The 24,607-nt window shown below is 66.6% G+C and carries 22 protein-coding genes; 13 read left to right on the plus strand and 9 right to left on the minus strand.

The genetic code is table 11. The annotated features are described in order from the left end of the window. The 6 genes from kdpB to EAH75_RS10035 all read left to right on the plus strand — a co-directional run bounded on the left by kdpB (position 1) and on the right by EAH75_RS10035 (position 7,309). Positions 1-2,073 carry a potassium-transporting ATPase subunit KdpB gene (kdpB, locus tag EAH75_RS10010; protein ID WP_140805336.1) on the plus strand — a complete coding sequence of 691 codons (2,073 nt, stop codon included), beginning with the start codon at positions 1-3 and terminating at the stop codon, positions 2,071-2,073. 61 nt (positions 2,074-2,134) lie between these two features. Continuing rightward, a complete protein-coding gene (locus EAH75_RS10015) occupies positions 2,135-2,347 on the plus strand; it encodes a hypothetical protein (RefSeq protein WP_140648483.1) in 213 nt (70 codons plus the stop codon). 63 nt (positions 2,348-2,410) lie between these two features. Further along, positions 2,411-3,223 (plus strand): TorF family putative porin, encoded by an 813-nt coding sequence (locus tag EAH75_RS10020; RefSeq protein WP_140805339.1) that lies wholly within the window; start codon positions 2,411-2,413, stop codon positions 3,221-3,223. Between the two features lie 76 nt (positions 3,224-3,299). Next, entirely contained in the window at positions 3,300-3,884 is a 585-nt protein-coding gene (gene kdpC, locus EAH75_RS10025) for a potassium-transporting ATPase subunit KdpC (RefSeq protein WP_140648485.1), read from the plus strand. Positions 3,885-3,923: 39 nt separating this feature from the next. Further along, positions 3,924-6,617: a sensor histidine kinase gene (locus tag EAH75_RS10030; RefSeq protein WP_140648486.1), complete on the plus strand. Its 2,694-nt coding sequence runs from the start codon at positions 3,924-3,926 to the stop codon at positions 6,615-6,617. Further along, a complete protein-coding gene (locus EAH75_RS10035; RefSeq protein WP_140648487.1) occupies positions 6,614-7,309 on the plus strand; it encodes a response regulator in 696 nt (231 codons plus the stop codon). Before EAH75_RS10030 ends, EAH75_RS10035 begins: the two co-directional genes overlap by 4 nt. A 61-nt stretch (positions 7,310-7,370) precedes the next feature. On the opposite strand, the gene EAH75_RS10040 is transcribed toward EAH75_RS10035, so the two are convergent. Then, on the minus strand, positions 7,371-8,294 hold the full coding sequence (locus EAH75_RS10040) for a LysR family transcriptional regulator (RefSeq protein ID WP_140648488.1): 924 nt from the start codon (positions 8,292-8,294) through the stop codon (positions 7,371-7,373). 120 nt (positions 8,295-8,414) lie between these two features. Here EAH75_RS10040 and EAH75_RS10045 point away from each other — a divergent pair, with 120 nt between their 5' ends. Next, positions 8,415-9,677 (plus strand): MFS transporter, encoded by a 1,263-nt coding sequence (locus EAH75_RS10045; protein WP_140648489.1) that lies wholly within the window; start codon positions 8,415-8,417, stop codon positions 9,675-9,677. A 279-nt stretch (positions 9,678-9,956) separates the two neighbouring features. Continuing rightward, positions 9,957-10,463, plus strand: a complete 507-nt coding sequence (ssb, locus tag EAH75_RS10050) for a single-stranded DNA-binding protein (RefSeq protein WP_140648490.1) — start codon at positions 9,957-9,959, stop codon at positions 10,461-10,463. Positions 10,464-10,547: 84 nt separating this feature from the next. Here ssb and EAH75_RS10055 read toward each other — a convergent pair whose 3' ends face one another. The 3 genes from EAH75_RS10055 to EAH75_RS10065 all read right to left on the minus strand — a co-directional run bounded on the left by EAH75_RS10055 (position 10,548) and on the right by EAH75_RS10065 (position 12,193). After that, positions 10,548-11,276, minus strand: a complete 729-nt coding sequence (locus EAH75_RS10055; protein WP_140648491.1) for a cytochrome c biogenesis CcdA family protein — start codon at positions 11,274-11,276, stop codon at positions 10,548-10,550. Then, positions 11,276-11,659, minus strand: coding sequence for a thioredoxin family protein (locus tag EAH75_RS10060; RefSeq protein ID WP_140648492.1), 384 nt, complete (start codon positions 11,657-11,659; stop codon positions 11,276-11,278). The genes EAH75_RS10055 and EAH75_RS10060 overlap by 1 nt, the downstream gene beginning before the upstream one ends. A 72-nt stretch (positions 11,660-11,731) precedes the next feature. Beyond that, complete coding sequence (locus EAH75_RS10065) at positions 11,732-12,193, minus strand: DoxX family protein (RefSeq protein ID WP_140648493.1); 462 nt, start codon at positions 12,191-12,193, stop codon at positions 11,732-11,734. Positions 12,194-12,471: 278 nt separating this feature from the next. On the opposite strand from EAH75_RS10065, the gene bufA2 reads away from it, so the two are divergent. Genes bufA2 through EAH75_RS10085 form a run of 4 tightly spaced genes read left to right on the plus strand, consistent with a single transcriptional unit; the run spans position 12,472 to position 15,420 of the window. After that, positions 12,472-12,750 (plus strand): BufA2 family periplasmic bufferin-type metallophore, encoded by a 279-nt coding sequence (gene bufA2 / locus EAH75_RS10070; protein ID WP_140648494.1) that lies wholly within the window; start codon positions 12,472-12,474, stop codon positions 12,748-12,750. Between the two features lie 52 nt (positions 12,751-12,802). After that, positions 12,803-13,654: an MNIO family bufferin maturase gene (gene bufB, locus EAH75_RS10075; protein WP_140805342.1), complete on the plus strand. Its 852-nt coding sequence runs from the start codon at positions 12,803-12,805 to the stop codon at positions 13,652-13,654. Beyond that, positions 13,651-14,442 (plus strand): DNA-binding domain-containing protein, encoded by a 792-nt coding sequence (locus EAH75_RS10080; protein ID WP_140805344.1) that lies wholly within the window; start codon positions 13,651-13,653, stop codon positions 14,440-14,442. Before bufB ends, EAH75_RS10080 begins: the two co-directional genes overlap by 4 nt. Positions 14,443-14,499: 57 nt before the next feature. Then, entirely contained in the window at positions 14,500-15,420 is a 921-nt protein-coding gene (locus EAH75_RS10085; RefSeq protein ID WP_161596179.1) for an AraC family transcriptional regulator, read from the plus strand. 19 nt (positions 15,421-15,439) lie between these two features. Here the strand turns inward: EAH75_RS10085 and EAH75_RS10090 are convergent, their stop codons facing one another. The 5 genes from EAH75_RS10090 to EAH75_RS10110 are packed head-to-tail and all read right to left on the minus strand — an operon-like array spanning position 15,440 to position 22,050. Continuing rightward, positions 15,440-17,407 carry a M1 family metallopeptidase gene (locus EAH75_RS10090; protein ID WP_140648498.1) on the minus strand — a complete coding sequence of 656 codons (1,968 nt, stop codon included), beginning with the start codon at positions 17,405-17,407 and terminating at the stop codon, positions 15,440-15,442. Between the two features lie 43 nt (positions 17,408-17,450). After that, on the minus strand, positions 17,451-18,662 hold the full coding sequence (locus tag EAH75_RS10095; RefSeq protein ID WP_140648499.1) for an AGE family epimerase/isomerase: 1,212 nt from the start codon (positions 18,660-18,662) through the stop codon (positions 17,451-17,453). After that, the gene (locus tag EAH75_RS10100) at positions 18,659-19,645 is read right to left on the minus strand and encodes a carbohydrate kinase family protein (protein WP_193557778.1); all 987 of its coding nucleotides are present in this window, start codon (positions 19,643-19,645) and stop codon (positions 18,659-18,661) included. The genes EAH75_RS10095 and EAH75_RS10100 overlap by 4 nt, the downstream gene beginning before the upstream one ends. Further along, positions 19,641-20,978: an L-fucose:H+ symporter permease gene (gene fucP / locus EAH75_RS10105; protein ID WP_140648501.1), complete on the minus strand. Its 1,338-nt coding sequence runs from the start codon at positions 20,976-20,978 to the stop codon at positions 19,641-19,643. The genes EAH75_RS10100 and fucP overlap by 5 nt, the downstream gene beginning before the upstream one ends. Before the next feature lie 19 nt (positions 20,979-20,997). Then, positions 20,998-22,050: a LacI family DNA-binding transcriptional regulator gene (locus EAH75_RS10110; RefSeq protein ID WP_140648502.1), complete on the minus strand. Its 1,053-nt coding sequence runs from the start codon at positions 22,048-22,050 to the stop codon at positions 20,998-21,000. Positions 22,051-22,180: 130 nt separating this feature from the next. Between EAH75_RS10110 and EAH75_RS10115 the strand changes: the two genes are divergently transcribed. Then, complete coding sequence (locus EAH75_RS10115; RefSeq protein ID WP_170212208.1) at positions 22,181-24,532, plus strand: GH92 family glycosyl hydrolase; 2,352 nt, start codon at positions 22,181-22,183, stop codon at positions 24,530-24,532. Positions 24,533-24,607 lie beyond the last annotated feature (75 nt).

The raw sequence follows: 24,607 nt of genomic DNA on the forward strand, positions 1-24,607 counted from the left end.
ATGACTTCGCAAACCCAAGCAGTTAGTGGTTTCAACCGTGAGCTGATATTTACGGCGATGGCCGATTCGTTCCGCAAGCTGTCGCCGCGGCTGCAATTCCGCAACCCGGTGATGTTCGTGGTGTTCGTATGCAGCGTGCTGACCTCGCTGCTGTGGGTGCAGGCGCTCGCCGGTCATGGCGAGGCACCGACCGGTTTCATCTTCTGGGTCAGCCTGTGGCTGTGGTTCACCCTGCTGTTCGCGAACTTCGCCGAGGCGCTGGCGGAAGGCCGCGGCAAGGCGCAGGCCGATGCGCTGCGCAGTTCGCGCAAGGACGTGATCGCCAAGAAGCTGGCGTCGCCTGAGCGCGATGCCGCAATCACCTTCGTGCCTTCCAGCGATCTGCGCACCGGCCATCACGTGCTGGTCGAGGCGGGCGAGCAGGTTCCCGGCGACGGTGAAGTGGTGGTCGGCGCGGCCAGCGTGGACGAGAGCGCGATCACCGGCGAATCCGCGCCGGTGATCCGCGAATCCGGCGGCGACCGAAGCGCGGTCACCGGTGGCACCCTCGTGCTGTCGGACTGGCTGGTGGTGCGCATTACCAGCAATCCGGGCGAGAGCTTCCTCGATCGCATGATCGCGATGGTGGAAGGCTCCAAGCGGCGCAAGACGCCGAACGAGATCGCACTGACCATCCTGCTGGCCAAGTTCACGCTGATCTTCCTGCTCGCCTGCGCCACGCTGCTGCCGTATTCGATCTACAGCGTGCAGGCGACCGGTGCCGGCAACCCGATCACGCTCACCGTGCTGATCGCGCTGCTGGTGTGCCTGATTCCCACCACCATCGGTGCGCTGCTGTCGGCGATCGGTATCGCAGGCATGGACCGGATGATCCGCGCCAACGTGATCGCCACCTCCGGCCGTGCCGTCGAAGCGGCCGGCGACGTCGACGTGCTGCTGCTGGACAAGACCGGCACCATCACGCTGGGCAATCGCCAGGCGGTGGCGTTTTATCCGGCACCGGGCATCGACGAAAAGATCATGGCCGAGGCCGCGCAGCTTGCCTCGCTGGCCGACGAAACACCGGAAGGCCGCAGCATCGTGGTGCTGGCCAAGGATAACTTCGGCTTGCGCGAGCAGCAGCTCGAGGCGATGCACGCGCAGTTCGTCCCGTTCACCGCGCAGACCCGCATGAGCGGCGTCGATTTCGGCACGCGGCAGATCCGCAAGGGCGCACTGGATGCCGTGGAGAAACATCTGGAGGCGCAGAACAGCCACCTGCCGCCGCTGGTCAAGCGCATGGCCGAGGACATCGCGCGTCGCGGCGCCACCCCGCTGATCGTCACCGAGGGCGCCCGTGCGCTGGGCGTGATCGAGCTGAAGGACATCGTCAAGGGCGGCATCAAGGAGCGCTTCGCCGAGATGCGCAAGATGGGCATCAAGACCATCATGATCACCGGCGACAACCCGCTCACCGCCGCGGCGATTGCTGCCGAGGCTGGCGTCGACGATTTTCTGGCCGAGGCCACGCCCGAAGCCAAGCTGAAGCTGATCCGCGACATCCAGGCTGAAAACCGGCTGGTGGCGATGTGCGGCGACGGCACCAACGATGCGCCGGCGCTGGCCCAGGCCGATGTGGCGGTGGCGATGAACACCGGCACGCAGGCGGCGAAAGAGGCCGGCAACATGGTCGACCTCGATTCCAACCCGACCAAGCTGATCGAGGTGGTGGAAATCGGCAAACAGATGCTGATCACCCGCGGCGCGCTGACCACGTTCTCGATTTCCAACGACATCGCCAAGTACTTCGCGATCATTCCGGCGGCGTTCGCGACCACCTATCCGGCGCTCAACGCGCTCAACGTGATGCATCTGGCGACACCGCAGAGCGCGATCCTGTCGGCGGTGATCTTCAATGCGCTGATCATCATCTTCCTGATTCCGCTGGCACTGAAGGGCGTGAAGTACCGCGCGCTCGGCGCCGGTGCGCTGCTGCGCCGCAACCTGCTGGTCTACGGACTCGGCGGCATCGTGGTGCCGTTCATCGGCATCAAGCTCATCGACATGTTGCTGGTCCTGTGCGGACTGGCTTGACCACCTTCCCTGTCATGCCGGCCTTCGCCGGGATGACGAATCCCCTCCGTGGAGTTTTGCAATGCAGACCCTGAAAGTATCCGTATCCCTTCCCGACGAAACGCATCCGGACATCGAGCTGCACCTGTCCGCCAACGACTCGGACTGTGACGTGGTGATTGCGCTGCCGCGGCGCCCGCGCAGCGGGCCGGTGGCCGTCGCCGAAGCCGATTCCAGCGATGCGGCGAGCCGTGCCCATGACGATTACGTGCTCGGCGGTTACGCCGGCATCTGAAGCCGTTGTCCCGATCCATTCGATGCGCATCGCCCGCGACAGGCGCGATGGCGGAGTTCTCCCATGAAATTGCGTTCCCTCGCTGCTGCGGCAGCTTTCCTCTCCATCGGTTGCGTTGCCGTCGTTCATGCCGACGACGCACCGGCCAGCCCGGTCACCGGCAATGTCGCGGTGACCTCCGACTATATGTTCCGTGGCCTCACCCAGACCTGGGGTCGTCCGGCGATCCAGGGCGGCGCCGACTACGCCGATCCGAATGGCTTCGCGGCCGGCTTCTGGGGTTCGAGCATCAGCGAGCGCAGCTATCCCGGCGGCGCGATGGAGCTGGATCTGTATGCCAGCTACGGTCAGGCGATCAGCAGCGACTGGTCGTGGCGCGCCGGCATCTATGGCTATGTCTATCCCGGCGCCAACCTCGACCAGGCCGGGCTGCCATCGCGCTCGCTCAACACCGTCGAGGCCAATGCCGCGTTGACCTGGAAGCAGTTCACGCTGAAGTACAACCATTCGCTCACCGATTATTTCGGCGTGGATACCGAGCAAGGCTATCGCGGCGATTCGAAGGGCACGGGCTACCTGCAGCTGGACGCCATGTTCCCGTTAAGCGACGCATGGAGTCTGGCGCTGCACGCCGGCCACACCCACTACACCACCACGCTGGTCACGCCTCTGGCCAACGGCGCGCGCGACCCCGGCTACAGCGATTTCGGCGCCACGCTGAAGTATCAGGTCGCCACGCACTGGTCGCTGAGTGCAGGCCTCACCTACGCCACCAACGCGGATTTCTACCGCCGCACTTCCAGCTTCCTCGATGCCAGTGACACGCGCAATGTCGGTGGTTCACGCGGTTTCGTGATGCTGCAAGGAACTTTCTAGTGCGATCGATCCATGATCGCGAAATGCAACAAGCGGCCATCCATGGCCGCACTTTCAAAAAGAACGGTGACTACCCATGAGCAAACTATTGCGCCAATCCTTTGTCCTGCTGTTGCTGATGACCGTGATCACCGGCGTGCTCTATCCACTGGCCGCTACCGGGCTGACCCAGCTGATCTTTCCGCGGCAAGCCAACGGCAGCCTGATCGTGAAGGACGGCAAGCCAGTCGGCTCGGCGCTGATCGGCCAGTCGTTCACCGATCCGAAGTACTTCTGGGGTCGTCCGTCGGCGACCTCGCCGAATGCGTACAACGCCAGCGCTTCGTCCGGTTCCAACCAGGGACCGACCAACCCGGCGCTGACCGACGCGGTGAAGCAGCGCATCGCTGCGCTGCGGGCGGCCGATCCGGGCAATACTGCGCCGGTGCCGGTGGATCTGGTCACCGCTTCGGGCAGCGGCCTCGACCCGGAGATCAGCCCGGCCGCGGCGCAGTACCAGGTGGCACGGGTGGCCAGGGCACGCGGGCTTAGTACGTCGCAGGTGCAGGCGCTGGTGAACGAATACACCAGCGGGCGCCAGCTCGGCATGCTGGGCGAACCGCGGGTCAACGTGCTTCAGCTCAATCTCGCGCTGGATACACCGCGGGCGCATGGCAGCTGATCGCGCTAACGTAGCGTCATTCACCGGACTGACCAGCGAATGAGTGAGCCTTCCCGCGAAGCGCGTGCCGATGCGTTGCTCAACACCGGGCACGACGAGAGCACCCACCGACTGAAGATCTTTCTCGGCGCCGCTCCCGGCGTCGGCAAGACCTACGCGATGCTGTCGGCCGCGCGCGAGCTGAAGCGGCAGGGCATCGACGTGGTGGTCGGCCTGGTGGAGACGCACGGCCGCGCCGAAACCGCGGCCTTGCTGGAAGGCATGGAGGTGTTGCCGCGCCGCCAGGTGCGTTACAAGTCGTCCGACGGCAGCGAGCGCGACTTCACGGAGTTCGATCTGGATGCCGCGCTGGCGCGCAAGCCGGCGGTGCTGCTGGTCGACGAGCTGGCGCACCGCAATCTGCCGGGTGGCCGGCATGAGCGGCGCTGGCAGGACATCGCCGAGCTGCTCGACGCCGGCATCGAGGTCTACAGCGCGCTCAACGTGCAGCATCTGGAAAGCCTCAATGACCAGGTGCGCCGCATCACCGGCATCACCGTGCGCGAGACGGTGCCCGATGCGTTCCTCGACCGTGCGCGCGACATCGTACTGGTCGACCTGCCGCCGCGCGAACTGATCGGCCGACTGAAGCAGGGCAAGGTCTACGTTCCGGAGACCGCGGCCGCCGCGCTGGACGCGTTCTTCTCGCCGACCAACCTGGCGGCGCTGCGCGAACTGGCGGTGGACACCATCGCCGGCCATGTGGACAGCGACCTGCGCGAACACATGCTGGCGCGCGGCGGCGCGATGCCCGTGCGCCGCCGCGTGATGGCGGCGATCGACGGGCATGCACAGAGCGAATACCTGGTGCGCGTGGCGCGGCGCATCGCCGAGCGTCGCGGTGCACCGTGGAGCGTGGCCTTTGTCGATACCGGCAGCCGGCTGGACCCGGCGCGACGCGAACAGCTGGATGCGGCGATGCGGCTGACGCGCCGGCTCGGCGGCGAGGCGATCATCCTGCGCGGCCACGCGATTGCCGACGAACTGCTGGCGCATGCCGATCGCGAGGGCGTCGGCCAGATCATCCTCGGGCGTACGCGTGAACGGTTGGTGGCGCGCATGCTGGGCCGTTCGCTGACCCAGCTGCTGCTGCGCCGCGGTGCCCACATGGAGCTGACCATCATCGCCACGCCGGTCGAGCGGGCGAAGGCGCGTCGGCGGTTGCGGCTGCCGCGCGAGCGCGGTTCGCGCGGTGAATACCTGTATGCCACGCTCGCCACGCTGGTCGCGTTCGGCCTGGCGTTCGTGGCCGATCGCTACCTGTCGGTGGCCAACCTGTCGCTGATCTTCCTCACCGCGGTGCTGGTGGTGGCGGTGCGCACACGCATGGCGGTGGCCGTCTATACGGCCATCCTGTGTTTTATCGGCTACAACTTCTTCTTTGCGCCACCGCGCTACACGCTGATGATCGCCAACGTCGACGACGTGCTGGCCGTGGTTCTGTTCCTGGTGGCCGCGCTGGTGTGTAGCCGACTCGCCACGCGGCTGGCCAGCCAGGTGGAGTCATTGCGCGGCGCCCACGTGCAGGCACGTGCGCTGCTGACGCTGGGCCAGCAACTGACCACCAGCACCGACGCCGGCGGCATCCGCGACGCCGGCAGCCGGGCGCTGGCGCATGCGCTGCGCTGCGACGCGGCGATCCTCGCCCGCGACGCGGAGCAGGTGCTGCGCGCGGTGTCGAGCGTGCCGCCCGGACGCGCGCTGTCTGCCCAGGATCTGGCTGCCGCCGATTGGAGCGACCGGCACGGCGAACAGGCCGGTCGCTACACCGACACCTTGAACGGCGCGCCATGCTGGGTACTGCCGCTGGGCAGCGAAACCCGTCCGCTGGGCGCGGTGGCGCTGCGTTTCGATCCCGCGTTGGGTGAGCCCGACCCCGACCAGCGCAGCCTCGCGCTGGCGATGACCCAGGACATCGGCCAGGCGCTGGAACGTGCGCGGTTGTCGGATGAGCTCGAAGGCGCACGCGTGCAGGGCGAGACCGAACGCCTGCGCAACGCGCTGCTGTCGTCGGTGTCGCATGACCTGCGCTCACCACTGGCCTCGATGATCGGCGCCGCCGGCACCCTGGTCAGCTACGAGGACAAGCTGCCGCCGGACGAGCGGCGCGAACTGCTGGAGGCGATCCTCGGAGAGGGCCAGCGGCTCGACCGCTACATCCAGAACCTGCTCGACATGACCCGGCTCGGCCACGGCACGCTGAAGCTCAACCGCGACTGGACCGACAGCGCGGAGATCGTGGCCGCGGCGGTGGGCCGGCTGCGCAAGCTGTTTCCCGACCTGCGGGTGGAGACGCTGGCACCGGCCGAGCCGGTGCTGCTGTACGTGCATCCGGCGCTGATCGAGCAGGCGCTGTTCAACATCCTGGAAAATGCCGCGCGTTTCTCGCCACCGGGTGAGGCTGTGCGTGTGACCGCGCGCAGCATCGACGACTGCCTGCAGATCGATGTCGGCGACCGCGGTCCGGGCATTCCGGAGGACGAGCGCTCGCGCATCTTCGACATGTTCTATTCGGTATCGCGCGGCGACCGTGCGCCCCAAGGTACCGGGCCAGGCACCGGGCTGGGCCTGGCGATCTGCCGCGGCATGATCGGCGCGCATGGCGGCAGTGTGGAGGCCTTGCCGGGCGACGGCATCGGCACCACCATCCGTATCAGCCTGCCGTTGCCGGCGCCGCCCGACACAAACCCATGACCTCAGCAGCACCGCGCATCCTGGTGATCGACGACGAGGCGCAGATTCGCCGCTTCCTCGACATCGGCCTGCGCGCCGAAGGCTACGAGGTGCTGCTCGCCGCCAATGCGGCGGATGGACTGGCGCTGGCGGCCACGCAGTCGCCCGATCTGGTGATCCTCGACATCGGCCTGCCCGATCGCGAAGGCCACGACGTGCTGGCCGAACTGCGCCAGTGGAGCCAGGTACCCGTGCTGATGCTGTCCGTGCGCGATGCGGAGAGCGAGAAGGTGCGCGCGCTCGACCATGGCGCCAACGACTACGTGACCAAGCCGTTCGGCATCCAGGAGCTGATGGCGCGCCTGCGCGCGCTGCTGCGCAACCGCCCCGGCGAGCCGGAGCTGCCGCCGCGCTACGACGACGGCCACCTCGCGGTCGACATGGCGCGCCGCGAGGTTCGCCTGGATGGCGCATTGCTGTCGCTCACCCGCAAGGAATTTGCCGTGCTGGCTTTGCTGCTGCACCACAGCGGCCGCGTGGTGACCCAGCAGCAGGTGCTGCGCGAGGTGTGGGGCCCCACCCATGTGCAGGACACCCACTACCTGCGCATCGTGCTGGGCAAGTTGCGCCAGAAGCTGGGCGACGATCCCGTCTCGCCGCGCTGGCTGAAGACCGAGCCGGGAGTGGGTTATCGGTTTCTCGGCGGCAGCTGAAGTCGCTCCCTGATGGCCGACGGCCCGGAACGGTTCCTGGCGTGGCGCAGGGGAGTCTGTTTCAAGCCCGCTTTCTCGCACGCGGTGCTCCAGGCTGCCTGCTCGCGAGTTTCTCCAGTTCCTGCAGCAGCAACGCTACGGGTGCCTTCAGCCGTGGCGGCAACGGGCGGTGGACGAGCCATGCAACGATATCGGACTTGAAGTCGCTCACGCTGAGCACCTTCAGTGTTTCCCGGTACGCGCTCGATGCGAGCAGGTCGGCGGTGATCATGCCGACCCCCGCGCCGCGCGAGACCAGCGACAGTTGCAGGTCGGCGCCGATGGCTTCGACCGCGACGTCGAACGGCAGCCCTTGTGCTTCCATCGAGCGGCGGAGCGCGGATCGCATGCCGCAGCCGTTCTGGCTGAGAACCCAGGGAAAGGCGGAAAGATCCTTCAAGCTGACCCGTGTACGCAGGTTCAGGGCAGGTGACGCGACGATCCTGATCGGTTGCCGGCTGAACGCGTGGGCTGTCAGGCCGGCGGGCGGCGCCGTGTCTTCCGCGAACCCGATGACGGCGGCATCGAGCATGCCCTGCTCGACGTGCTCGACCAGGCTTTGCGACCAGCTGGTCTGGATGCGCAGCGTGAGTCGGGGGAAACGTTCGCGCAGGCCATCCACCGGTGCGGCCAGGGTCAAGTCGGCGAGATAGGGCGGCATGCCCAGCCGCAATTCACCGGTCGGCTCGACATCTTCGCGGACAAGCGCCATCAGGTCCGCCTCGGCGTGCAGCAGCTGGCGTCCCTTTTCGTAAACCTCGCGCCCCGCGGCGGTTGGACGCAGTGGTTTGGATTGCCGGTCCAGCAATTCGACGCCGAGCAGCATTTCCAGGCTCTGCATGCGGCGTGTTACGGCCGGCTGCGTGAGATGCATGGCTGCGGCCGCTTGCACGATCGAGCCAGTCTCGACGACCGCGATGAACGCGCTTATGTCACGGGTGTTCATGGAGTGGGCCCGTCCGGGAATATTGTCTAATTCACATAGTTACTATGAGTATTATTCAATTGAAGCATGATATGCATGTATTTAACATCGCTGGCCTCTTGTTTGAAAAGGGTCTCCGCGATGCGCTTCGATTCCCCGCACCAGCTCGCCATGGGAGAGGCGCGTGCACCGACACCTCCCTTGACCGGTCCGCTGACCGCGCTGTTCGCGTTTGCGGTGAGCGTCATCATCATCAACCTCACGGCGGCGCAGCCATTGACGGGTCCCGTCGCCCGCGCATTGCATCTGCCTGCGTCACTCGTGGGGCTGGTTGCGATGCTTCCGCAGCTCGGTTATGCGGTGGGCATGCTCTTCGTCGTGCCACTCGCGGACTTGCTGGAAAACCGCCGGCTCACCGTCGTGACCCTGCTTTCCTGCGCGCTGATGCTGGCACTGGCGGCGGTGGCGCCGACGGCATCGCTGTTTTTCTTCGCCATCTGCTTCGCCGGAACGACATCGTGTGCGATCCAGATCCTGGTGCCGTTGGCGGCGGCGATGGCGCACCCGGACCGTCGCGGCAGCGCCGTGGGCAATGTAATGAGCGGCGTCATGCTGGGCATCCTGTTCTCACGCCCGCTGGCCAGCGTCGTGGCCGGCACGCTGGGCTGGCGTGCCTTCTACGGCATTCTCGCGGGACTCGATGCACTGCTTGCCGTCGCGCTGTGGCGCTGGCTGCCGTTGCGCCAGCCGGCAAGCGCCCAGTCGTATCCGGCGCTGGTCGCATCGCTGTGGACCCTGTGGAGGCGCGAAGCGGTACTGCGTCGTTATGCGTATTCCGCCGCCATCGTGATGGCCGCGTTCGGTGCTTTCTGGACCGGCATAGGCCTGCGCCTGGTACAGGCACCTTTCTCGCTCGGCAGTAACGGCCTGGCCATGTTCGCGTTCGCCGGCGTGGCCGGCATCGTCATTGCGCCGCTGGCCGGCAACGCCGGCGACCGTGGGTACAGCGCCGTGGGCATGCCCATCGCACACGCCTGCCTGCTTGCCGGAAGCGTGCTGGCCGGCATCGCCGGTACGGGCTGGTTCGGCCTGGACATCGCGGCACATCCGGCCCTTGCGCTGGCCTTGCTCGTCGCCGCCGCCATCATCGTCGATGCAGGTGCCATCGGTGACCAGACCCTCGGCCGCCGGGCAGTCAACATGCTTGACCCGGGCGCGCGCAGCCGATTGAACGGCCTCTTCGTAGGTGTGTTCTTCATCGGAGGCAGCATCGGTGCCGCGAGCGCCGGCGTGATGTGGGCGATTGCGGGATGGGCTGGCATCTGCACGCTTTGCCTGGCCTTCAGCGCGCTGGCATTCGTCGGTGACATGCTGGCCAGGCGCTACCGGCTCGACGCGGACTGAGCCAGGCAGCTGGTCCTGGATGCCTTTTGAAAGCCGGTTTTTCATGCGACGAGCTGCCACCGGGGACCGAGTCGTGCAACCCGCGCTCGGCGCTGACGACGGCCAGAACCCTTGCGGCGCCCGTCTTCCGCCACAGACGACCCGCAGCGGAGTCGGACCACGCGGGAACGGGGTTTCGGCAGGTGGATTCGGTGGCCGGCAAGGTTATGATAGCCAGCGAGATTCACCACATCGGCCGTAACTACTCCTGACGTACGGCCGACCCAACGAGGGCATCCCATGGCACGCGGCATCAACAAAGTCATCCTGGTCGGCAACCTTGGCGCAGATCCGGAAATGCGCCACACCGGCGGCGGCACCGCCGTCACCACGATCAACCTGGCCACCTCCGAATCGTGGACCGACAAGCAGTCGGGCGAGAAGCAGGAGCGCACCGAGTGGCACCGCGTGAAGCTGTTCGGCAGGCTGGCCGAGATCGCCGGCGATTACCTGAAGAAGGGCCGTCAGGTCTACATCGAAGGCTCGCTGCGCACCGACAAGTACACCGACAAGGCCGGCGTCGAGCGCTACAGCACCGACATCATCGCCAGCGAGATGCAGATGCTCGGCGGCAATGAGGGCGGCGGTGGCGGTGGCGGCGCTCCACGCGAACGCAGCCAGTCCAGCGGCGGCCAGCGTCAGGGCGGCGGTCAACCCCGCGGCGGCGACGACTACGGCAGCAGCCCGTCACGCCAGGCGCCGGCACCGGCCGACAGCGGTTTCGCTGACGACGAGATTCCGTTCTAGCGAACGCGCTCCCGCCTGTCGCGGCACACTGGAGCCCGCTTTCGAGCGGGTTCTTTCATGTCCGGCGGAAGGTTGGCGGCGCCATCACAGCGCGGTGGTCAGCCGGGTCAGCCAGTCCGGGCTGATCGACAGCAGCATCGCTTCGAGTCGGTGGTCCATGCCACTGAGGATCAGCAGCCCGAGCAGCGCGAACAGGCCGCCCATCGCGGACTTCGCGGCGCGGCCGAGCCGGTTCAGCGAGCCGCGCATGCGCAGCATGGTTGCGTGCGACGCGCCCCCCAGGATCAGCAGCGGCAGCCCCGCGCCCAGCCCGAAAAGCAGCATCAGCATGGCGATATGGGGCAGGTCCCGGCCCTGCGCCGCGAGCGTGGTGGCGGCGCCCAGCGTTGGGCCGACGCACGGGCTCCAGGCTACGCCCAGCAGCAGGCCGATCAGGAACTGGCTCGTCGGGCCTTCGCCGCGAATCGCGCCCAGTGCGTATTGGCCGGTATTGCCTAGGCGCGCGCTGAAGCGCGCGAACACGGTCTGTAGCGATGGCAGCAGCATCACCGCGCCGAACACCAGCATCAGCGCGGCCGCCACCTGCCGCAACGTTTGCGTGTTCACGCCGACGGAAGCGCCCAGTGTCGCGATGAACGTGCCGACCAGCGCGAACGACAAGGCCAGCCCCAGCGCGAGTGCCGCCGTGCCAAACCGATGTGCGGACAGCGCCGAGGCAAGCAGGATCGGCAGGATCGGCAGCACGCAGGGCGACAGGATGGAGGCGGCACCGGCGAGAAAACCCACCGCATAGGTGCCGATGCCGAAATCCATCACAGCGCCTGTTGCAGCGTCGCGCGGATCGCCGACTCCCGGGTCTGGCCGGTGGAGCGTCCCACCTCATGCCCCATCCGGAAGATCACCAGGGTCGATTGCTGCGTCACCTTCAGGGCTTTTTCCAGCGCGGTTTCGGTGTCGTAGTCAGCCACGAAGATCGTCACCCCCCGCAGCGGCGGTTCGGCGCTGAGCCGGTCGATGATCGGCTGCTGCACCCGGCAGGTGGGGCACCAGTCGGCGTGGAAATAGACGGCTATCGGTTTGCCGGCGGCGTTGGCCTGGGCGAACTGCACCTGGTTGAATGGCACTTCGTCGGCCCTTGCCGTGGCGCTCGCCAGCAGCAGTGCGCCGCACAGAAACATGCCTGGAAATGCTTTCATGAAGCCACCTGTTGCGGGGTTTGTTGTGGCATGCCGCGCCCGGAGTGGCGCGGTGCGTATCGGTGGCGCCGGTCATGCCGCCGCGCGGATGCCCAGCCAGCGCGCCAGCAGCGTGTCCAGACTGGCCTTGCCCGGGCCGGCGATCAGCAGCCAGAAGAAGATCAGGCTGTAGACGACCTCGTCCGCTTCGACGTAGTCGTCCAGGCCCATCAGGTTGCTCGACACCACCAGGGTCACCGCAACGATCATGTTGATGATCATCGGGATGCAGACCAGGCGGGTGAACAGGCCGAGCAGGATCAGCAGTCCGCCAAGCAGTTCGGTCCACGCCGACAGTGCCGCGCTGAACTCGGGAAACGGAATGCCCCAGCCGACGAAGCGCTGGGTGAAGCCGTCCAGGTTGTGCACCTTGGCAATGCCTGTTTCCAGCCAGAAGTAGCCGAATACCAGGCGCAGCACGAGCGGGCCAAGCCAGCGCACGGAGTGGAGCAGGTCGAGCAGGCGCGAAGCGCGGGCAGCGAGGAAAGAGCGCATGGCGGGAATCCGGTGGAATGAGTGGGCAGCATGATGCGGACTGCGCCACTGCCTGCGCCATGGTCGTGCGTCCATGCTTTCTTGCCGTGCGTCCGGTCCTGCCGGCGCCGGTGCGATGCCGGACGATCGGGCACAAAAACGGGATGCACGGGGACAGCCAGCGCCACTGGCGATGTCGAGAATGCGTTCCGTCGGAACACCGCCACAGCGTGTGGCAACCGCCGACCCTTCCACCTTTGCCGCAAGATCGCGGCGCCCACTTTCCGAGGAGTTCCTTCATGAAGACCAACACGTTCAACAGCGGTGCGATGGCTATCCTGGTTGCCGGCCTGTTCGCCGCCACGTCGATGTCCGCGGTCGCCGCCGACAAGACCGCCACCGGCGACACCGCCGCCGTCAAGTGCATGCATTCCTCGTCCTGCAAGGGACACGGCGCGTGCAAGCAGGCCAGCAATTCGTGCAAGGGCCAGAACTCGTGCAAGGGCCAGGGCTTCACCATGCAGAAGAGCCAGCAGGACTGCAGCGCCGCCCAGGCTGCGGCGAAGTCGGCACCCTGATCGCCAGGCGGGCTTGCAGCGCGCTGCAAGTCCGCCATTGCCCGGACCTGCCATGAATGCCTGCACTTCCGATCACCCGCTGCCGTACCTGGGCTACGGGCTGGGCCTGCGCGTGGACCACTACGAGGACTTGCTCGAGCAACCGGGCAATGTCGAGTGGCTGGAAATCGTTTCCGAAAACTACATGGTGCCCGGCGGCCGGCCGCTGGCATGGCTGGAGCGGTTTCGCCAGCGCTTTCCGCTGGTGATGCACGGCGTGTCGCTGTCGATCGGCAGCACCGATCCGCTGGATGACGGTTACCTGGCGCGGCTGTCGGCACTGGCGCATCGGGTCGAGCCGGCGTGGATTTCCGACCACCTGTGCTGGACCGGCGTGCAGGGCGTGAACCTGCATGACCTGATGCCGCTGCCGTATACCGAGGAGGCGCTGGCCCATGTGGTGGAGCGCGTCAGCCGTGTGCAGGACGTGCTGGGGCGGCGCATCCTGCTGGAAAACGTCTCCAGCTACATCAGCTTTGCCGATGCGCAGCTGACCGAGTGGCAGTTTCTGGCCGCGGTGGCCGAGCGGGCGGATTGCCTGATCCTGCTGGACATCAACAACATCCACGTCAGCGCGCACAACCATGGGTTTTCGCCGCTGGCCTACCTCGACGGCATCCCCGCCGCGCGGGTGCAGCAGTTTCACTTGGCCGGCCACGAGCAGGGCGGGCCGTTGCTGATCGACACGCACGACGCGCCCATCGTCGATGACGTGTGGCAGCTCTACCGGCAGGCGGTGCGGCGCTTCGGGCGGGTCTCCACGATGATCGAACGCGACGACCATGTCCCGCCTCTGGCCGAGCTCATGGCCGAGCTGGACTACGCGCGCCAGCTGGCGCTGCCGCTGCTGCAGGACGCGGCATGAGCGGTCTGCAGGCGCTGCAGCAGCGCATGCTGCAAGCCGTGCTGGCCGACAAGGCGCCGCGCCTGCGCGGGCTCCGCGGCGACGAGCGTGCCGATGCATCCAGCCGTATGGACGTCTATCGTCAGGGCTACAGGATACGGCTGCGCGACGCGCTGGCGCAGGAGTTTCCCGGCCTGCGCCTGCTCGCCGGACGGGATTTCGAGCGGCTGCTGAAAAGCTACGTTGCCGCGCATCCCTCCGGCCACTACAACATCCGCTGGCACGGCGCCGGCCTGCCTGCGTTTCTCGAGTACGGACTGCCCTGGCGCGAACGCCCCGCGCTGGCCGAGATGGCACGACTGGACTGGGCCATCTCCACCGCGTTCGACGCGGTGGACGAGGTGGCGGTGGATCCCGTGCAGCTGTCCAGCGTGCCCGCCGAAGCCTGGGCCGATCTGCACCTGCGCCCGCAGGCGCACCTGCAGATCCTCAGCGGCGTCTGCAACGTCGAGGCGTTCCGCCGCGCCGCCGATCGGGAGGTCGCGCGCCCGCGGCTGCGGCGATACCGGCATTCGCGCCACCTGCTGGTGTGGCGCCAGGCGCTGGCCGTGCGCTATCGGCTGATCGAGGACGACGAGCGGATGGTGCTGGCCGCCGCGATGCGCGACGAATCATTTGCACTGTTGTGCGACCGGCTGGCGGAGCATCATGACCCGTCCGCCGCCATGCCGCGCATGGCCGGCATCCTGCGTGGCTGGCTGGACGATGGTGTGCTGGCCGGCTGGAGGCTGCAGCAGGACTCGATGTAACCCTGGCCATGGCCACGGCGAAAGGCTGGCACAGAACCCGCGATGGAGGGATCGCCCGTGCATATCGAACCGCATCCTGACCGGCCCGACGGGCCGCCGCCCCGGCTCATCGAGCCGGCGCTGGAATCGTTGCTCAACCAGTCGATGCTGCAGGTCGAAGTGGTGGCCGAGCTGCACCGTTGCGGCTCGTGGTTCCTGAGCCAGCCGCGTTACCGGTCCGGCCTGTTCCACCTGGTGGGCGCCGGTCGCTGCACGTTCGAATGCCCCACGCTGGGCGAGCCGGTGCAACTGGAGGCGGGCGACCTGGTGGTGCTTCCGCAGGGCGATGCGCATCGCCTCAGCGTGGACGTGCCCGGACACCCGGAGCATCCGGACCGCACCAGCTTCATCTGCGGCGAACTGAAGTTTCCGGGCAACGCCCATCACCCGCTCAGTCACGCCTTGCCGGCGTGTTTCGTGACTCGAGCCAGGGATGCCGGTGCCACGTTCCGCCAGCTGTCCTCGATGATGGTGGCCCTGGTCGATGCCGGCGTGGTGGGACGCCAGGTGCTGCTGAACAAGCTGGCCGATGCCCTGTTCACGCTGGCGATCTGCGATTACGCCAGTCGTGCGGGCGAGCACCGCGGATTGTTTGCGGCGCTCGGCGATCCGCGCATTTCCCGGGTGCTGCATGCGGTGCACGAAACGCCCGGGCAGTGTTGGACCATGCAGTCGCTGGCCTGCCTGGCGTGCATGTCGCGCTCGGCGTTCGCCGAACGCTTCACCCACCTGATGAAGATGCCGCCGATGCAGTACGTCACCCAGTGGCGGGTGACGGTGGCCGAGCAGATGCTGCGCGATCGCCGCCAGTCGGTGGCCGACATCGCCCAGCAGCTGGGCTACAGCAGCGAGGCGGCATTCCGGCGTCTGTTCAAGCGCGTGAGCGGCGTGAGCCCCGGCCGCCTGCGCGTGGAAGGGACCTGCCCGACCCTCAACTGAGCGGGCAGGTCGGCGCTGACTACGGCGTGGCGGTGTTGTTGGCGCGATTCGAATCGGGCAAGGCGTGGGCCGGGTCGATCGTGGCCGACTTCACCGGCTGGCTGCCGGCCACGCGCACGATGTAGCTGCGGTGCTGCTGCCAGGTTTCCACCGGCACGCGAACCTGCTGCTTGCTGCCGTCGGCGTAGGTCACTTCCAGCGTCGCCGGCAGCACCATCTGGTCGAGGTTGGCGACGGTGATTTCGGCGCCATGGCTCCAGTGACCGTCAATCGGCGCGACCTTCTGCACGGCCAGGTCGAGCTGCCAGTTGTGCTCGAACCAGCCGCGCCAGAACCAGCCCAGGTCCTCACCGGTTTCGCTTTCCATGAAGCGGAAGAAATCCGACGGGCTGGGATGCTTGTACGCCCAGGTGGCGATGTAGCGGCGAAATGCCGGATCGAACCGCTCCGGCCCGATGATCTGCTCGCGCAGCAGCACCAGCCCGAACGCGCCCTTGAAGTAGCTGATCGGGTGACGATATTTCTCCGGCGTCATGTCGGCGCCATTGAGCAGCGCCGGCGCCTGCGGATCGCTCAGTACGGCGGCGATCTCGTCGGCGGGGTTGCCGCCGCCGGGAGCGTACTCGCTGTCACGCTTGGGCGCGTACTCGCCGTGATTGAAAGCGTCATCTTCGTAGACGTCGATGAAAGTGTTGAAGCCTTCGTCCATCCACGCGGCCCGCCGCTCGTTGCTGCCTACGATCATCGGGAACCAGATATGGCCGATCTCGTGCGCGATCACCATGTGCAGGCTCTTGCCCTTGGCCAGCTTGTGGTCGAAGGTGATGCCCGGGTATTCCATGCCGCCGGCGGTGCCGGCCTCGTTGATCGCCACCGGCCACGGGTACGGATACCACTGCTTCGAGAAGTACTCGGTCGATGCCTTGAGGTACTCGGTGGCGCGGCCCCACGCCGCATCACCGCCGCTTTCGGCCGGGTACACCGACATCGCCAGCGCGGTCTTGCCGCCGGGCAGGTTCATGCGTGCGGCATCCCACACGAACGCCTTCGAGGCGCCGAACGCGACGTCGCGGGTGTTCTGCATGCGGAAGTGCCAGGTCAGCGTGCCGCTCTGTTTTGGACGGCTGGACGGCTGGGCGACTTCCTCGGCGCTGCGGATCATCACGGTCTTGTCGCTGTGCCGTGCCTGTTCCAGCCGCTGCTGCTCGGTCTTCGTCAGCACGTCTTCCGGGTTCACCAGTTCACCGGAGCCGGCCACGATCATGTCCCACGGCACGGTGACCGCGTAGTCGAAATCGCCGTATTCCAGATAGAACTCGCTGTTGAGGTAGGGCGCGGTGTCCCACCCGCGCAGGTCGTCGTACACGGCCATGCGCGGGTACCACTGCGCGATCTCGAAGATCTCGCCGTTCTTGCTGGGGTTGACGTCCATGCGCCCGCCGAACTCGCCGGGCACGGTGAAGCTCCAGCGGACGTGCAGCTTCAGCTGGCCGTCCTTTGCCTTCAGCGCGTTCGGCAATTGCACTTGCATGCGCGTATCCGACACGGTCCACGTGGCCTTCTGCAGATGACCGCTGCCGTCGTCGACCTCGACCGAGTCGATGCGATAGCCGTCGGTGAACTCGGTGGGAAACTTGCCGGTGAACGCGCCGCGCGCGTCCTTGCGATAGCGGTTCTGGTCCAGCTGCAGCCACAGCACGTCCAGCGCGTCGGGGCTGTGGTTGGTGTAGCTGATCACCTCGCTGCCACTGAGCAGGCGGGTTGCCGGATCCAGCATGGCCTTGATCTGGTAATCGGCCCGGTTCTGCCAGAACAGCGGGCCGGGCTTGCCGCTGGCCGAGCGATACGCCGTGGCCGGTTGCGGATAGCTGTAGGGCGCGAAGGTCTGCAGCGGATCGAAGCGCGCCGTCGCGGTGTCGGCGGCAAACGCGGGCATGACCAGCAGCACGGCAGCCGCGGCGGCGAGGGGAAGCATCAGATTTTTCATGGATGGCGGATTCTTCATGGACAACCTGGGAGAAGGTAGGAAATCACGGGCGGCCGCCGGCGCGCAGCAGCGCCAGTACTTCGTAACAGGCACCCATGGTGTGGTAGTCGGTCTTGCCGGCCGGGCTTTTCTCGTCGCCGATTTTGCGGTTGTCGCGGGTGAGGATGCGGTACCACGCGCCGTACCGATGATCGACGAAATGCTGCCACGCATACGTCCACAGTTTCCCGTACCAATCGTCATACGTGGCCAGACCGGTGCGCGCGTGCAGCAGTGCGGCGGCGGCCAGCGACTCGGCCTGCACCCAGAAATATTTGTCGTCGTCGCACACGCTGCCGTCCGGCGCGAAGCCGTAGCAGATGCCGCCGTGGTCATCGTCCCAGGCACGCGCCAGTGCGGTATCGAACAGGTGCTTCGCCGTCGGTGCCAGCCAGTTTTCCTCGCGGCCGCGTTCCAGCAGCAGCGGCTCCATGATCAACAGCAGCTTGGCCCATTCGGTCTGGTGGCCGGGCTGGAAGCCCCACGGCCGGAACAGGTGTTTCGGGTCGTCGCGATGGTAGTCCCAGTCGATGTTCCAGTGGCGGTCGTAGTGTTCCCACACCAGCCCGCCGGCCTGCGCAGCCTGGCGTCGGGTCATGTGGTCGGCGAGGGTGTACGCGCGTTCCAGGTAGCGCGGATCGTCGCTGGCCTGGTACGCCGCCAGCATCGCTTCGCACATGTGCATGTTCGCGTTCTGGCCGCGGTAGTCGCTGAAGTGCCAGTCGGCATCCGCCTCGTCGCGGTACAGCCCGGCGCCGGCGTCCCAGAAATGCTGTTCCAGCAGGTTCCAGGTTTCGTCCATCCATGCGGCGGCTTCGCCGATGCCGGCCTTGCGCGCAGTGGCGTAGGCGAGCAGCACGAAGGCGACGCCGTAGGCGTGGTTGGTGCGGTCTTCCGGCTGGCCGTCGCGGATCGTCCAGGCGTAGCCGCCGCTGTACGGATCGCGGTGTACTTCGCGCAGGTAGCGCAGGCCGTGGCGAGCGGCTTCCAGGTACTCCTGGTTGCCGAACTCGATCGCCGCCATCGCGTAGTTGAAAACGAAGCGGGTGCTGCTGACCAGGTGCCGGTGGTGGCGGTCGTAGATCGTGCCATCGTCCTTGAAGTAGTGGAAGAAACCGCCGGCCGGATCGATCGCCTGCGGGTGGTAGAACGCCATCGTCTGTGCGATGTGCTCGCGCAGGAAGCTGGCGGAGCGGAAGTCGGGCGCCATGCTCATGCCTGTTGTTCCATGAAGGCCAGCACTTCGTCTCCGTGGGGCATCGCGGCGAACGAGCCCTGGCGGGTCACGGTCAGTGCGCCGCAGGCCGCGGCGAAGCGCAGCATCGCGTGCAGCCGCGGCAGTTCGGTGACCAGTCGATCGATCCGCTCGGCGCTGGCCTCCAGCTCGGCCATGCAGCACAGCAGCCCGCCGACGAAGGCGTCGCCGGCGGCGGTGGTGTCGACCGCTGCGACGGGATAGCACGGCAGCTCGCCCTCGGCATCGGGGTGGAACCAGCGCATCGGCTTGTCGCCATCGGTCACCACCACCAGCCGGGCGCGGCCCCGCCACAGCCGATCCAGCGCGGCCTGCTCGCCGTCCATTGCCAGCCACGCGAATTCCTCGGCCGACATTTTCACTACGTCGGCCAGATGCAGCGCCGGCCACAACAGCGGACGCGGGTCGGTATCGGCCGGCCACAGCGCCGGGCGCAGGTTGACGTCGAAGCTGACCAGCGCGCCCACGCCGCGCGCGCGCTGCATGCCTTCGCGGGTGGTGTCGGCCAGCGCCGGGTCGGTCATGCTGTTCGAGCAGACGTGGAACACGGCAACATCGCGGAACGTGTCCGCGCGAAAGTCCGCCGGGCGGAACAGCAGGTCGGCCGAGTGGTTGCGATAGAAGCTGAAACTGCGTTCGCCATGCGTATCCAGCGTGACGAAGGCCAGCGCGCTGTTCGCCGCATCGGTGCGCACGACGTCGGCGGTGCCGACGCCGGCGTGCTGCAGGCTGTCGAGCAGGAAATCGCCGAAACGGTCGCGCGAGAGCATGCCGGCGAAGCGGGCGTGACCGCCGAGTCGCGCCGCGGCGACCGCCACGTTGGCCGGCGCGCCGCCGGCGAACGGCACGAAGCTGGCGGCAAAGCCGCGCTCGTCGTTGCGGTTGGCGTGCAGGTCGATCAGCGCTTCACCGAAACACAGGATGGGACGTTTCGTCATCTCAATGGCTCCCGCTGGCATCCGTTGCCGGGACGTTGCGGATCTTCGAGCCGCTGAGGCCGTAGAACACGATGTACAGGTAGCACAGCAGCGGCAGGAAGAACGCATGCTGCAGGCCGATGTGGTCGGCGAACAGGCCCTGCAGCGGCGGGATGATCGCACCGCCCACGATGGCCATGATCAGCAGGCTGGACGCCTTGCTGGTCATCGGGCCCAGCCGCTCGATGCCGAGCGCGAAGATGGTCGGGAACATGATCGAGTTGAACAGGCCGATCGCGATGATGCTGTACATCGCCATGCTGCCGCTGCTCAGCATGGTGGTCAGCACCAGCAGTGCGTTGATCGCGGCGAACAGCGCCAGCAGCCGGCGCGGCGAAAACTTCGCCATCAGTGCCGAGCCGATGAAGCGACCGACCATCGCGCCGCCCCAATACCAGGACACATACTTCGCGGCCTGCTGCTCGCTCATGTGGCCGATCTCGGGCATCGACAGGTAGTTGACCATGAAGCTGCCGATCGACACCTCCGCGCCCACGTAGAAGAAGATGCCGAGCACGCCGAACAACACGTGCGGATGGCGCAGCACCTCGGCGAAGCCGTGCCGTGCGTGGTCGTCCTTGTCGGTGGCTTCGGTCAATGCCGGCAGCCGGAACAGCCACACGAAGATCGCGAGCAGGAACAACACCACCGCCAGCCCGATGTAGGGTCCCTGTACCGCCTGCGCCTGCTGGGTCTGATAGACCAGTTGTTCGGCGGGCGCCAGCGTTGCCAGCTCAGTCGGGGTTTTCACCACGTTGGACAGGATCAGCAGGCCGCCGAACCAAGGCGCCAGAAAGGTGCCGAACGAATTCAGCGCCTGTGCCAGGGTCAGCCGGCTGGAGCTGGTGCGCTCCGGGCCGAGCAGGGCCACGTAGGGATTGGCCGCCACCTGCAGCACGGTGATGCCGGTGGCCAGCACGAACAGCGCGCCGAGAAAGGCCGGATACAACTGCAGCCCGGCAGCCGGCCAGAAGCCCAGCGCGCCGAGTCCGGCGATGCCCAGGCCGGCGACGATGCCTTTCTTGTAGCCCAGTGCAGCAACCAGCCGACCGGCCGGCAACGCCATCAGGAAGTACGCGCCGAAGAAGGTGAACTGCACCAGCATCACCTGCGCGTAGCTCAGCTGGAAGACCGACTTCAGGTGCGGGATCAGGATGTCGTTGAGGCAGGTGAGGAAGCCCCACATGAAGAAGATGGTGGTGAGCACGCCCAGCGCCATCGGGTAATCGGTGTAGCGCTCACCACGTGCAGGCGTGCCCTTGTTGCCGGAGGTCGGTGACGATTGAGTGGCGAAGGCCATGCGGATTCCCCAGAGTGAGTCAGTTGGCGGGTGGTGGGCAGCTGCTTTCGCGTACCACCAATTGCACCGGTGCGATGGTCTGCTGGCTGGCGGCCAGTGGTTGCTGCAATCGTTGCATGACCAGTTGCGCCGCCTGTCGGCCGCGCTCCTGCGGTGCAGTCGACAAGGTGGTCAGCGGAGGCATGCCCAGCGCTGCCTCGGCGATGTCATCGAAGCCGGTCAGCGCGAAATCCTGGCCCGGGCGCAGGCCGCGCTGATTGAGGCCGAGCATCAGGCCGAGCGCGACGGCGTCGTTGTAGCAGACCGCTGCGGTCGGCACGTTCATGGTGTCGAACAGTGCACTGGTGCGGTGGGCCGCGTCGAGTCGGGTCGGTGCACATTCCACTTGCCAGTGTGGCTCGGTGCGCAGTCCGGCGGTGCGCATCGCCTCCAGATAGCCGGCAAGACGCTGCCGGCATGAGCTGGAATCGTGATGGCCGCCGAAAAACGCAATGCGCTGATGACCGCGGGCGATCAGATGTTCGGTCGCCAGGCGGGCGCCATGCTGGTTGTCCAGCATCAGCTGATCCCAGTGCGCGAACTCGGGCAGGGTGCCGTCCAGTTCACGGTTGAACAGCAGCAGCGGCACGCGCCGGCCGACCACGGCCAGCACCTGATGCGCCTCGCTGTGCTCGGCAGGGGACAGGATGATGCCGGCCGGGCCGTGCTCCAGCAACGAGCCAAGCACCGCCTGTTCTCGCGCGGCCGATTCGCCGGTGCAGCCGAGCAGGGTGACGAAGCCGGCGGCGCCCAGCGCCTCGTCCACGCCTTCGGCAAATTCGGCGAAGAACGGATTGGCCAGGTCGTTCAATACCAGCGCGATGCTGGATGACGTGCTGCGGCGCAGGTTGGCCGCCGCGCGGTTGTAAACGTAGCCCTGCCGGCGCAGTTCATCCTCGACCCGGGCGCGGGTGAGCTTGTTCACCAGCGGGCTTCCGCGCAGCACCAGCGACACGGTGGCGCGCGACACGCCGCAGCCGGCGGCGATGTCGTTCAGGGTTACCTTGCGCCCGATGGGAATATGGCTAGACATGCACGTTTGCCGGATTGGAACGATCCAAAGGTAGTTTATTGGCGTAGTTTGGCACGTCGCGGCGCAGCATGCCTTGGCGGTCGACGGATGTTAGCGTGCCGGTCTGGATCGTTTCAAAGGTGAGAAGACAATGAGTTTTCAAATGCGTGGTTTGCTTCCCTGCCTGCTCGGTGCCCTGGTCGGCATCACGGTCGCCGTGCCGGCCGGTGCCCGGACGGCGAATATTCCCGCGGGTCATGCGGCTTCCGTCGATCCGCGCATCGGCAGCGGCGGGGACGGACATACGTTTCCCGGCGCCACGGTGCCGTTCGGCATGATCCAGTTGTCGCCGGACACCGCGATGCCGGACGTCAAGCACGCCTATAAGTGGGCCGCCGGCTATCAATACGCCGACACCAGCATCATGGGCTTCTCGCACACGCACTTTTCCGGCTCCGGTCACTCCGATCTCGGTGACGTGCTGGTGATGCCGATTGCCGGCGACGTGAAGCTGGAGCCCGGCGATCCGGGCAAACCGGGTAGCGGTTACCGCTCGCGTTTCTCGCACGACAGCGAAGTGGTGCAGGCCGGTTACTATGCGGTGACCCTGAGCGACTACGGCGTGCGCGCCGAACTCACGGCGGGGCGGCGGATCGGCTGGCATCGCTATACGTTCCCGGCCGGCAAACCGGCGCATGTGCTGCTGGACCTGCGTCCGAGCATTTACGACTACGCCGGCAAGGTGGCGTGGGCCAGCCTGCGTGTGCATGAGGACGGCACCGTCACCGGCTGCCGCACCACGCGCGGCTGGGCGCCGGGGCGCGAGCTGTGCTTCGCGATGCGTTTCTCGCAATCGATGACCTCGCGCGAGTTGCTCAACCGGGAGGCCGACATTGCCTACAAGGGCTTCAAGGGACCGGGCAATCAGGCCGAGGACAGCGACGCGCAGAACGGTCGCGCGCTGGTCGGCGTGTTCGACTTCGGCAAGCTGAAGCGTCCGCTGGAAGTGAAGGTGGCGATTTCGCCGGTGAACGAGGCGAACGCGATCGCCAATCTCGACCAGGATGGATCGGGCTGGGATTTCGACGCCCGTCGCGCCGAGGCGAAAGCCGCCTGGGACAGGGCGCTGGCGGTGATCGACATCGACGCGCCGACGACCACCCGCACGCTGTTCTATACCGCGCTGTACCACGCGATGCTGTCGCCCACCTTGAGCATGGACGTCAACGGCGACTACCGCGGCCCGGATCATGCGGTGCACCGGGCGAAGGACTTCGAGTTTTATTCGACCTGGTCGCTGTGGGACGTGTACCGCGCGCAGCAGCCGCTGATGGTGCTGCTGAATCCCGGACGCAGCACCGATTTCATCCGTTCGCTGATCGCCGCGCAGCAGGCCAGTCCGTTCGGCATCCTGCCGGTGTGGGCGTACCAGGGGTTGGAGACGTGGTGCATGATCGGCTATCACGCGGTGCCGGTGATCGCCGACGCGTACATCAAGGGCGTGCGCGGTTTCGATGCGGACGCGGCGATGCGCGCGATGGTGGCCAGCGCCACCTACGCGCCGTATGGCGACCTCGCCGATTACATGAAGCTCGGCTACGTGCCGATCGACAAGGAACCGGAAGGTGCGTCCAAGACGCTGGAATACGCCTATGACGACTGGTCGCTGGCACAGATGGCCAAGGCGATGGGCAAGCACGATGTCGCCGCCACCTTCGTCAAACGCGCGACGAACTGGCGCAACGCATGGGATCCCCAAACCGGCTTCATGCGCGCGCGCCTGAGCGACGGCAAGTTTCGCGAGCCGTTCAATCCGGAAGCCGCCGGCTACGGCAGCGACTACACCGAAGGCAATGCGTGGCAGTACTCGTGGTACGTGCCGCAGGACGTGGCCGGACTGATCCGTGCGATGGGCGGCGATGCAAAATTCATCGCCAAGCTCGATGCCTTGTTCGACGCGAAGGTCGATGCCTCGCACTTCAAGAACGTGGAGGACATCACCGGCCTGATCGGCTGGTACGCGCACGGCAACGAGCCGAGCCACCACATCGCCTATCTGTATGACTACGCCGGTGCGCCATGGAAGACGCAGGAACGGCTGAAGCAGATCATGGACACCCAGTACGCCGCCCGTCCGGATGGCATGGCCGGCAATGATGATCTGGGCCAGATGTCGGCCTGGTACGTATTCAGCGCACTCGGTTTCTACCCGGTGACGCCGGCCAGCGACGAGTACGCGATCGGCCGGCCGTTCGTGGCAAAGGCGGCGATCCATCTCGGCAACGCTCGCACCTTCACGGTCAGCGCGTCGCCACTGGATGACGCGCATCCGTATGTCGGCGCGGTGACGCTCAACGGCAAGCCGCTGGAGCGCACGTATCTGCATCACACGGAAATCCTGGCCGGCGGTGAACTGCATTTCAGCATGCAGGCTGAGCCGAATCGGGATTGGGGCAAGAGCGATGTGACGCGGCCCGCGGCGATGAGCCGATACGGCCAGTGAGCGACGCCGGCCGCTTCACGGACGGTTCGCGGAAACATGCCAGAATGCCTGCAGTCTTTTCCACGTCGGGTTGAC

Source organism: Rhodanobacter glycinis, assembly GCF_006438785.1.
Lineage (GTDB): Bacteria > Pseudomonadota > Gammaproteobacteria > Xanthomonadales > Rhodanobacteraceae > Rhodanobacter > Rhodanobacter glycinis_A.

Excerpts from the sequence above, each read along its gene's own strand:
- kdpB (WP_140805336.1), top strand. The coding sequence starts at position 1 with ATGACTTCGCAAACCCAAGCAGTTAGTGGTTTCAACCGTGAGCTGATA.
- EAH75_RS10015 (WP_140648483.1), top strand. The coding sequence starts at position 2,135 with ATGCAGACCCTGAAAGTATCCGTATCCCTTCCCGACGAAACGCATCCG.
- EAH75_RS10020 (WP_140805339.1), top strand. The coding sequence starts at position 2,411 with ATGAAATTGCGTTCCCTCGCTGCTGCGGCAGCTTTCCTCTCCATCGGT.
- kdpC (WP_140648485.1), top strand. The coding sequence starts at position 3,300 with ATGAGCAAACTATTGCGCCAATCCTTTGTCCTGCTGTTGCTGATGACC.
- EAH75_RS10030 (WP_140648486.1), top strand. The coding sequence starts at position 3,924 with ATGAGTGAGCCTTCCCGCGAAGCGCGTGCCGATGCGTTGCTCAACACC.
- EAH75_RS10035 (WP_140648487.1), top strand. The coding sequence starts at position 6,614 with ATGACCTCAGCAGCACCGCGCATCCTGGTGATCGACGACGAGGCGCAG.
- EAH75_RS10040 (WP_140648488.1), bottom strand. The coding sequence starts at position 8,294 with ATGAACACCCGTGACATAAGCGCGTTCATCGCGGTCGTCGAGACTGGC.
- EAH75_RS10045 (WP_140648489.1), top strand. The coding sequence starts at position 8,415 with ATGCGCTTCGATTCCCCGCACCAGCTCGCCATGGGAGAGGCGCGTGCA.
- ssb (WP_140648490.1), top strand. The coding sequence starts at position 9,957 with ATGGCACGCGGCATCAACAAAGTCATCCTGGTCGGCAACCTTGGCGCA.
- EAH75_RS10055 (WP_140648491.1), bottom strand. The coding sequence starts at position 11,276 with ATGGATTTCGGCATCGGCACCTATGCGGTGGGTTTTCTCGCCGGTGCC.
- EAH75_RS10060 (WP_140648492.1), bottom strand. The coding sequence starts at position 11,659 with ATGAAAGCATTTCCAGGCATGTTTCTGTGCGGCGCACTGCTGCTGGCG.
- EAH75_RS10065 (WP_140648493.1), bottom strand. The coding sequence starts at position 12,193 with ATGCGCTCTTTCCTCGCTGCCCGCGCTTCGCGCCTGCTCGACCTGCTC.
- bufA2 (WP_140648494.1), top strand. The coding sequence starts at position 12,472 with ATGAAGACCAACACGTTCAACAGCGGTGCGATGGCTATCCTGGTTGCC.
- bufB (WP_140805342.1), top strand. The coding sequence starts at position 12,803 with ATGAATGCCTGCACTTCCGATCACCCGCTGCCGTACCTGGGCTACGGG.
- EAH75_RS10080 (WP_140805344.1), top strand. The coding sequence starts at position 13,651 with ATGAGCGGTCTGCAGGCGCTGCAGCAGCGCATGCTGCAAGCCGTGCTG.
- EAH75_RS10090 (WP_140648498.1), bottom strand. The coding sequence starts at position 17,407 with ATGAAAAATCTGATGCTTCCCCTCGCCGCCGCGGCTGCCGTGCTGCTG.
- EAH75_RS10095 (WP_140648499.1), bottom strand. The coding sequence starts at position 18,662 with ATGAGCATGGCGCCCGACTTCCGCTCCGCCAGCTTCCTGCGCGAGCAC.
- fucP (WP_140648501.1), bottom strand. The coding sequence starts at position 20,978 with ATGGCCTTCGCCACTCAATCGTCACCGACCTCCGGCAACAAGGGCACG.
- EAH75_RS10110 (WP_140648502.1), bottom strand. The coding sequence starts at position 22,050 with ATGTCTAGCCATATTCCCATCGGGCGCAAGGTAACCCTGAACGACATC.
- EAH75_RS10115 (WP_170212208.1), top strand. The coding sequence starts at position 22,181 with ATGAGTTTTCAAATGCGTGGTTTGCTTCCCTGCCTGCTCGGTGCCCTG.